Source organism: Cellulosimicrobium composti (genome assembly GCF_009711085.1).
GTDB classification, from domain to species: domain Bacteria; phylum Actinomycetota; class Actinomycetes; order Actinomycetales; family Cellulomonadaceae; genus Cellulosimicrobium; species Cellulosimicrobium composti.
Map to the genome: position 1 here is coordinate 19,038 of NZ_WMKA01000050.1, position 8,855 is coordinate 27,892.

Annotated in this window: 7 protein-coding genes; all 7 read left to right on the top strand. The window is 75.4% G+C overall.

The genetic code is table 11. The features are described from left to right. Positions 1-110: 110 nt before the first annotated feature. A complete protein-coding gene (locus tag GJV82_RS16300) occupies positions 111-1,184 on the top strand; it encodes a PhoH family protein (RefSeq protein ID WP_024840843.1) in 1,074 nt (357 codons plus the stop codon). Continuing rightward, positions 1,181-1,633 carry an rRNA maturation RNase YbeY gene (ybeY, locus tag GJV82_RS16305; protein ID WP_162290079.1) on the top strand — a complete coding sequence of 151 codons (453 nt, stop codon included), beginning with the start codon at positions 1,181-1,183 and terminating at the stop codon, positions 1,631-1,633. The genes GJV82_RS16300 and ybeY overlap by 4 nt, the downstream gene beginning before the upstream one ends. Then, the gene (locus tag GJV82_RS16310) at positions 1,630-2,952 is read left to right on the top strand and encodes a hemolysin family protein (protein WP_162290080.1); all 1,323 of its coding nucleotides are present in this window, start codon (positions 1,630-1,632) and stop codon (positions 2,950-2,952) included. The genes ybeY and GJV82_RS16310 overlap by 4 nt, the downstream gene beginning before the upstream one ends. After that, positions 2,949-3,899 carry a GTPase Era gene (gene era / locus GJV82_RS16315; protein WP_162290081.1) on the top strand — a complete coding sequence of 317 codons (951 nt, stop codon included), beginning with the start codon at positions 2,949-2,951 and terminating at the stop codon, positions 3,897-3,899. The genes GJV82_RS16310 and era overlap by 4 nt, the downstream gene beginning before the upstream one ends. 76 nt (positions 3,900-3,975) lie before the next feature. Continuing rightward, positions 3,976-5,565, top strand: a complete 1,590-nt coding sequence (locus GJV82_RS16320; RefSeq protein WP_318657742.1) for an alpha/beta hydrolase family protein — start codon at positions 3,976-3,978, stop codon at positions 5,563-5,565. Between the two features lie 93 nt (positions 5,566-5,658). Beyond that, positions 5,659-7,179 (top strand): outer membrane protein assembly factor BamB family protein, encoded by a 1,521-nt coding sequence (locus tag GJV82_RS16325; RefSeq protein ID WP_155099947.1) that lies wholly within the window; start codon positions 5,659-5,661, stop codon positions 7,177-7,179. A 144-nt stretch (positions 7,180-7,323) separates the two neighbouring features. Further along, positions 7,324-8,855 (top strand): DUF7937 domain-containing protein (locus GJV82_RS16330; RefSeq protein WP_155099948.1); only part of this gene is annotated, 1,532 nt, incomplete at its 3' end.

The following is an 8,855-nucleotide window of genomic DNA, read 5'->3' on the forward strand; positions in this document are numbered from 1 at the left end:
AAGGGCGTGTGGGCCGCGGCGCCGCTCGGTACGATGGAGGGGATCTGCGGGGCCCGCGCGGCCCCGGCACCACCGTCCGACCGAAGGAGCGCAGCGGCGCAAGCCGGCTCATGACCTCTCTGTCCCGAGAACCCGAACCCGCGCCGCACCGGGTCGAGCACCGCATCGTCATCCCGAACCACGTGCCGATGGTGGCGCTCCTCGGCAGCCGCGACTCCGTGCTCCGGGCCGTCGAGGAAGGGTTCCCCGCCGTCGACGTGCACGTGCGCGGCAACGAGATCGCCGTCTCCGGCCCGCCGGGGGACGTCGCGCTCGCGTCCCGCCTGCTCGACGAGCTCGTCGAGGTCGTCGAGGCGGGCACGCAGCTCACCGCGGACGTCGTCTCGCGGTCGATCGCGATGCTCACGGCCGCGACCGCGTCGCGACCGGCCGAGGTGCTGACGCTCAACATCCTGTCGAGCCGCGGCCGCACGATCCGCCCCAAGACGGTCGGCCAGAAGCGCTACGTCGAGGCGATCGACGCGAACACCATCACGTTCGGCATCGGCCCCGCGGGCACGGGCAAGACGTACCTCGCGATGGCCAAGGCCGTGCAGGCGCTGCAGTCCAAGCAGGTCAACCGCATCATCCTCACGCGCCCCGCCGTCGAGGCGGGCGAGCGGCTCGGGTTCCTGCCGGGCTCGCTCACCGAGAAGATCGACCCGTACCTGCGCCCGCTGTACGACGCGCTGCACGACATGATCGACCCGGACTCGATCCCCAAGCTCATCGAGGCGGGCACGATCGAGGTCGCGCCGCTCGCGTTCATGCGCGGTCGCTCGCTCAACGACTCGTTCATCATCCTCGACGAGGCGCAGAACACGACGACCGAGCAGATGAAGATGTTCCTCACGCGCCTCGGCTTCGGGTCGCGCATGGTCATCACCGGGGACGCGACGCAGGTCGACCTGCCGGGCGGCACCCAGTCGGGGCTGCGCGTCATCGAGGACGTCCTGACCGGCGTCGACGACGTCGAGTTCTGCCGCCTGACGTCGTCCGACGTCGTGCGGCACCGCCTCGTGAGCGAGATCATCGACGCGTACGCGCGGTGGGACCTGGCGGCGGGGAACGGCCCGCGCCGCCGCGACGACGAGCGGCGCGGGCGCCCCGCGAACCGCGACCGACGGACGAGGGACGACGCGTGAGCATCGAGGTCAACAACGAGACCGAGACCGAGGTCGACGAGGCCGAGTTCGCGGCGCTCGCGCGCTACGTGCTCGACGCGATGCGCGTGCACCCCCAGAGCGAGCTGTCGATCCTCTTCGTCGACACCGACGTGATGTCCGAGCTGCACGTGCGCTGGATGGACGAACCCGGCCCCACGGACGTGCTCTCGTTCCCGATGGACGAGCTCCGGCCCGGCCGCGACGGCGAGGTGTCCGGCCCGGGCCAGCTCGGCGACGTCGTGCTGTGCCCCGAGGTCGCCGCGCGCCAGGCGGTCGCCGCGGGCCACTCGACCGCGGAGGAGATGCTGCTGCTCACGACGCACGGCATCCTGCACCTGCTCGGCTACGACCACGCCGAGCCGGAGGAGGAGAAGGAGATGTTCGCGCTGCAGCGCAAGCTGCTCCTGACCTTCCTCGCCGGCCGGTGAGCGGCGAACCCGTCGCGCTCCTGGCGGCGCTGACCGTCGTCACGGTCGTGCTGGCCGCCGCCCTGAGCGCCGGTGAGGCCGCCGTGCTGCGCGTGACGCGCGCCGCGGTCGCGGAGGCGGCGCTCGGCGACGACCCGGCGACGCCGCCGCGCCCCTCGGGCCGGCGCGCGCTGTCCCTGCTCGCCGACCCGGCCGCGTCCGCGCGCTCGATCGGCTTCGTGCGCGTCGTCGCCGAGGTCGCGGGCATCACGTGCCTCACCCTGCTCGTCGCCGCGTGGCTCGAGCCGTGGTGGCAGGTCCTGCTCGTCGCGCTCGGCGTGAGCGTCGTCGTGGGGCTGCTCGTCGCGCGCGTCAGCCCGCGCTCGCTCGGGCGCCGCCACGCGGTGCGCGTGCTGCTCGGGCTGTCGACCCTCCTGGTCGGCGTCGTGGCGGCGACGCGCTGGCTCACGCGCCTCGCGCCGGCCCCCGACTCCGGGGCGCACGAGCGCGAGCTGCAGGACATGGTCGACCGCGTGAACGAGTCCGCGGCCATCGAGGAGGAGGAGCGCGAGCTCATCCGGTCGGTGTTCGGGCTCGGCAGCACGCTCACGCGCGAGGTCATGGTCCCGCGCACCGACATGATCACGACGTCGCGCGACACGCCGCTGCGCAAGACGCTCTCGCTGTTCCTGCGCTCGGGCTTCTCGCGCATCCCCGTCACGGGCACGTCCGCGGACGACCTCGTGGGCGTCGCGTACTTCAAGGACGTCGTGCGCGTGCTGCAGGGCGGGCCCGGGACGGACGCGCGACCCGTCGGCGACGTGGCGCGCGCGGCGATCTTCGTGCCCGAGTCCAAGCCCGTGGACGACCTCCTGCGCGAGATGCAGGCGTCGTCGTCGCACATCGCGATGGTCGTCGACGAGTACGGGGGCATCGCCGGGCTCGTGACGATCGAGGACGCGCTCGAGGAGATCGTGGGCGAGCTCACGGACGAGCACGACCGGCCCGAGCCCGAGGTCGAGGACCTCGGCGACGGCGTGCTGCGCGTCCCGGCGCGCCTGAACGTCGACGAGCTCGGCGAGCTCTTCGGCCTCGACCTGGACGACGACGACGTGGACACCGTCGGCGGCCTGCTCGCCAAGGTGCTCGGCAAGGTCCCGCTGCCCGGGTCGGTCGCCGAGGTGCACGGGCTGCGCCTCGAGGCCGACCGCGTGCAGGGGCGCCGAAAGCAGCTCGCGACCGTCCTCGTCTCCCACGCGGCGACCCCCGCCGTGCCCGGCGAGCCGGACACCCCGGCCGACGCCCGACCCTCCCTCCCGACCGTGAAGGACACCCCGTGAGCACGACCACCCCCGAGCACCGCTCCGGCTTCGCCTGCCTGGTCGGACGGCCCAACGCGGGCAAGTCGACCCTGACGAACGCGCTCGTCGGCCAGAAGGTCGCGATCACGTCGGGGCGCCCGCAGACGACGCGGCACACGATCCGCGGCATCGTGCACCGGCCCGACGCCCAGCTCGTGCTCGTCGACACGCCCGGTCTGCACCGACCGCGCACGCTGCTCGGCGAGCGCCTCAACGACCTCGTGCGCGAGACGCTCACCGAGGTCGACGTCATCGCGTTCTGCCTCCCGGCGGACCAGAAGATCGGCCCGGGCGACCGGTTCATCGCGAACGAGCTCGCGGAGCTCATGCGCGGGCGCCGCGGCACGCCCGTCGTCGCCGTCGTGACGAAGGCCGACCTCGTGGACCGCGCGACGCTGGCCGCGCACCTCCTCGCGGTGGACCGTCTCGGCGAGCAGGCCGGCGGCTGGGCCGACATCGTGCCCGTCTCCGCGCAGGACGGGTACCAGGTGGACGTGCTGACCGACGTCCTCGTCTCCCACCTTCCCGAGGGCCCCGAGCTCTACCCGGGCGGCGAGCTCACGGACGAGCCGGAGGCCGTCATGGTCGCCGAGCTCGTGCGCGAGGCCGCGCTCGAGGGCGTGCGCGACGAGCTGCCGCACTCGCTCGCCGTGCAGGTCGAGGAGATCGTGCCGCGCGAGGGCACCGACGACGAGGAGAAGGGCCGCCCGCCCCTGCTCGACGTGCGCGTCAACCTCTTCGTCGAGCGCGACTCGCAGAAGGCGATCGTCATCGGGCGCGGCGGGTCGCGCCTGCGTGACGTCGGCACCCGGGCCCGCAAGGGCATCGAGGCGCTGCTCGGCGCGCGCGTGTACCTCGACCTGCACGTCAAGGTCGCCAAGGACTGGCAGCGCGACCCGAAGCAGCTGCACCGGCTCGGGTTCTGACACGGGGGACGTCCCCCGCGCGGGCGTCGGGCCGGCACCAGGGATCCGCGCACGACGCGCGGCGTACGATTCCTCGGTGATCTTCCGGACCGCCGCGACCACGGCCGCGCTCGCGATCGTCCTGGCGATCGTCGGCGCCGTCACCGGACCGCAGTGGGACCCCGTGCCCGTCACCGAGCACCTGGAGCCCGCGACCTCCGACACGACGATCGGCGGCCAGCCCCCGGGCGGCGCCGACCCGGTCGGCACGTTCGACGTGCGCGAGACCGACGTGACGATCCGTCTCGACGGCGCGACCGTCGGCGGTCTCCTGCGCGAGCCCGTCGGCGCGGGAGACGACCTCCCGGGCGTCGTGTTCGTGCACGGCGCGGGCACGGGTCTCGCGTCGGAGGCGTTCGTGGACGTCGCGACCGACCTCGCGAGCGCTGGCGTCGTGACCCTCGTGCCGGACAAGCGGCTCGACACGTACACGACCCGCCACCGCGACTACGAGGCGATGGCGCGCGACTACGCGCGCTCGGTCGACCTGCTGCGCGCCCGCCCCGGCGTGGACCCGTACCGCGTGGGGCTCTACGGCGAGTCGGAGGGCACGTGGATCGTCCCGGTCATGGCGGTCGAGGACCCGGGGATCGCGTTCTCCGTGCTCGTGTCCGCGCCGGTCGTGCCCCCGCGCCAGCAGGCCGCGTTCGCCGTGGACAGCTACCTGCGCAACACGGACGTGCCGCACGGCGTGTTCCGCGCGATCCCGCGCGCGGTGGGCATGGCGATCCCGGGTGGTGGGTTCGAGTACGCCGACTTCGACGTCGAGCCGTTCCTCGAGCGGCTCACGCAGCCCGTGCTCGTGGTGTACGGCACCGACGACCCGTCGATGCCGGTGGAGCAGGGCGCGCGCCAGGTGATCGACGCGACGGGCCCCGCGTCGGTCGTGGGCGGCACGGACGTCACGGTGCGGTACTACGAGGGCGCCAACCACGGCATCAAGGTCGACGACGTCCTCGTGCCCGCGTTCCCGCGCGACGTCGCGGCGTGGGTGACGTCGCTGCCGGAGAGCGCCGCGGCGCAGCCGCAGGTCGCGGGTGCCCGCCCGAACCAGCAGTACCTCGCGGGCCCGGTGCCGACCCCGCGCTGGCTCGGCAACGGCGACGTCTTCGTCGGGCTCGTGCTCGTCGCGGTCGGCCTCCTCGTGCTCGGGCCCGTCGTCGGGCTCGCGGGCGGTCTGGTGCGGCGCCTGCGCCGGGTCGCGGGCCGTCCCGGCGCTCCGGCGGGCCTGGCCCCGGGGTTCCGCGTCCCGCTCGCCGGGCTCGGCGTGGGGGCCGCCGCCACGACGGTCGCGCTCGTGGCGTACCTCGTCGCGGTCGCGCGGCTCGCGCTCGACTACGAGAAGGACGCGTGGGTCGTGCAGGGCGGCTGGGTGGGCGTCCGGCTCGTCGGGCTCGCGACGCTCGTCGCTGCGGCGCTCCTGCTCAACCGGGCGGCCGAGGTGCGGGCGGCACGGCGCGCGGCGGCCGAGCGCGCCGACGCGTCGGTCGCGGTGGTCGCCGAGACCCGGGCGCTGCGGGTCGCGCGCGGCGTGTCGACGCGCGTCATGCTCGGGTGCGTCGTCGCCGGCTCGACGATCCTCCTCGTGATCCTCGCGTACTGGGGCGTCTACCAGCTCGGCATCTGACCCCGCCGGGACGCCCCGGGGCGGCCCACGGCCGGACCTGCGGACTCCCGCCCGTGCGTCGCGCGGCGACCGTGCCGTGCGTATCGTGGACGGGTGAGGCGCCGTCGGCTCGCGCAGGACCGGGCGGCTCGTGCAGGGCACGCGACCCACGAGCCGACGACGGGCGGTGCCGACGCTCCGGCGAGCCCCACGAGCTTCGTGAGCTTCGAGCTCCTGCCGCCCGAGCTGCGGTCCGAGGCCCGGTTCGACGCGGTCTTCGACGACGACCCGCCGGGTGCCCCGGACGGCTCGCGGGCGCACGGGGAGCGCCGCGGCGTCCCGCGTTCCGCAGCCCGGGGCCGCACGGGCGAGCCCGACGACGGCCCCCGCCGCGCGTGGTACGCGCACCCGGTGCCCTGGGTCGCCGTGGCCGTCGCGGCGGCGTTCGCCGGGTCGTTCGCCTTCACCGCGTCGATGGAGGACGCGCGGCCGGTCGACGTCACGGCGCTCGCCGGGGGCCTGCGCCCGCTCGAGGAGCCGCCCGAGGTGCGGTGGTCGGTCCCGGTCGAGCCGGGCACCGCGGTCGTGCCCGCCGTCGGGGCCGTCGTCACGGTCGACGACGCCCTCACCGGGTACGCCGTCGAGGACGGGTCGGTGCTGTGGCGGTCCGAGCCCCTGGGCGACCGCGCGACGTGCCTGCCCGGTCAGGGGGAGCCCGCGCGCGAGGTGGTCGTGTGCGTCGTCCCCACCGGGTGGCGCGAGCAGGCGGCCCGTCTGACGACCGTGCGGTCGGCGACCGGGGAGGTCCTGGGGGAGCGCGTCGTCGCGACCGCCGGTCGGCTGTCCGTCGTCCCCGTCGGCGACACCGACGTGGTGCGCGCGTGGTGGAGCGGCCGCGAGGTCCTCCTCGTGCGCGAGGACGCCGCGACGGGCGAGGTGCGCTGGGAGCGCACGTTCGTCCACGACGGCCTCGGGCGCGGGGCCGACGTCGTGCTCGACGTCCGTCGTGGCGTGGTCGACCTCATCGCGCCCGGGCTCGCCGCGGCGCTCACCGAGGACGGGCTCTCGCTCGTGGAGGACGACGTGTGGACGATCGTGCGCCTCCACGACGGCCGCTACGTCGGCAACGAGTACGGGCGGGGGACCGCGACGGTCTTCACCGCCGCGGGCGAGCCGGCGTTCCGCATCAAGGGCCGCGTGCTCGAGGCACCGCTGTCCGACGGGTCGGCGCCCGGCGTCATCGTCACGAACACGTTCGGGAGCGTCGTCGGCGTCGACGGGGCGACGGGCTCCGAGCTCTGGGCGCTGCCCGGGGCGGGCCTGCGCGCGGTGGCGCGCGTCGACGGGCGGGTCGTGGTGCAGACCGACTCGTCCTTCCGGAGCGTCGACACGCGCACGGGCGAGGAGGTCTGGGACGTCGAGATCGCGGACACCGGTCCCTGGCCGGTCCTCACGGACGGGGAGTCGCTCTTCGTCACCGAGCAGGGCCTCGCCGGGCCGGGGCTGGTCTCCGTCGCGCTCGACGACGGCGCGGTCGAGTGGCGCTGGACGCTGCCCGAGGACACGTACGACGTCGTCGCGGTCGAGGGCCGGCTCTTCCTCCTCGGGTCCGACCGGCTGGCGTCCGTGTCGTGAGCCGCGCCGCCGCCCTCCGTCGCGGTCCGGTCGCGGCCCCGCGTGGGCGCTTGAGACGCACGTGATGAACCGGTAGAAACGGTCGGGGCCTCTCGGCCCGGCGTGCGTGCGTCCGGCACCGCGCGACAGCGTAGGGAGTGCACGATGACCAACCAGACAGAGCCGGCCGAGGACCCGCAGCACGCTGCGGGCACCGGGCCGACGACGGCGCCGGGCGGCGTCGCGGCGGGTGGCGGGGACTCCACGGCCGAGGGCGCCGGCACCGGCGCGACGCCGGCGGTCGAGCCGGGCGCGGACGGGCCGGGGACGGACGGCCCGGGCACGGACGGCCCGGGCGCCGACGCCTCCGGGACCGCGGGGGACGGGTCGGCCACCACCGGGGACGAGGCCGCGGTCGCGTCGCCCTTCGCGGGGATCCCCGTGAGCGACTACGTGCGCGACGGCGTCGCCGCGCTCCTGCTCCTCGTGTCGCTCGCCCTGCCGTGGGACGTGGCGCACCGGGCCTCCGACAAGATCGAGGTCGTCCTGCTGACGATCCTCTCGCTCCTCACGCTCGCACTGCCGTACCTCGCGCGCACGGGCGTGCTGCCCACGACGTGGACCGTGCACACGACGCGCCGCGTCCGCCTGCTCGCCAACGCCCTTTACGTCCTGCTGGTCGGCGTCTACCTCGTGGTCGACGTCGTCGGCGGCGGGGACCTCGGCGACGGCTGGGGCGGGGTCGGCTCCGCGGCCGCGCTCGGGCTCGCGGGAGCGCTGCTCGCGGCCCAGCCGCGCGAGAGCGAGCTCGGCCCGCGGGACCAGGACCGCGCGGTCACCGACCGGTGGCTGCTCGCGCTCCTCGTTGTCGCGGCCGTCCTCGTGCTCGCGGTCCTGCTCACCGTGGTCCTCACGCTCACGGGCACGCGCCTCGGCGGCGCGCTCCTCGTCCTCCTCGTGCTCGTCTCGGCCGTGTTCGTGCTCGCGCTCGCCGGGCTGCCGACGTACGGGACGTGGCGCCGGTCCGAGGCGGCGCGCCTGACGCTCGTCGGGCTGGGCGTCATCCTCGCCGTCGCGTTCGTCCTGGGGTCGGGGAACAACGGGCTCGTGACGATCGAGAGCACGCACGGCGGCCGCTTCGGCCTCGTGCTCGTGCCCGCGCTCGCCGCGATCGCCGCGGCCCCGGCCGTCCACCGCGCGATGACCGCGGCCGACCCCGTGACCACGTGGGTGCGCGTCGCGGTCCACGCGCTCGACCTCGTCCTCGTCGTCGCGGGGTACGTCGCCGTGAGCGCGGTCCTCACGCTCGCCGACGGGCGCCGCGGCGTCCCGGTCGTCCTCGCCGTGGTGATCGGCGTGCTCGCGGCGGTCGTCGCGTTCGTCGCGCGCCGCGCGCTCGCGCGCGACGCGGCGACGGGACGCCCGCTCGCGCTCGGCGGCGCCGGCGTCGTCGCGCTCCTGGGCATCGTGCTGCTCGTCGTGACGGCGAACCGCGTGACCCTCGGCGGCGGCGTCGAGCACGTGCTGCTCGCGTTCGGCCTGCCGCTGCTCGTGGTGGGCGCCCTCACCGTCCCGCGCGAGGTCCGCGCCTACTTCGCGGAGCACCGGCCCGTGCCGGCGGCCGGCTCGGCACAGGCCGCGCGCGCGTACGTGTGGGAGCCGCCCGCGCCCAAGCCGGCGCGCCCGGCGCGCCCGGC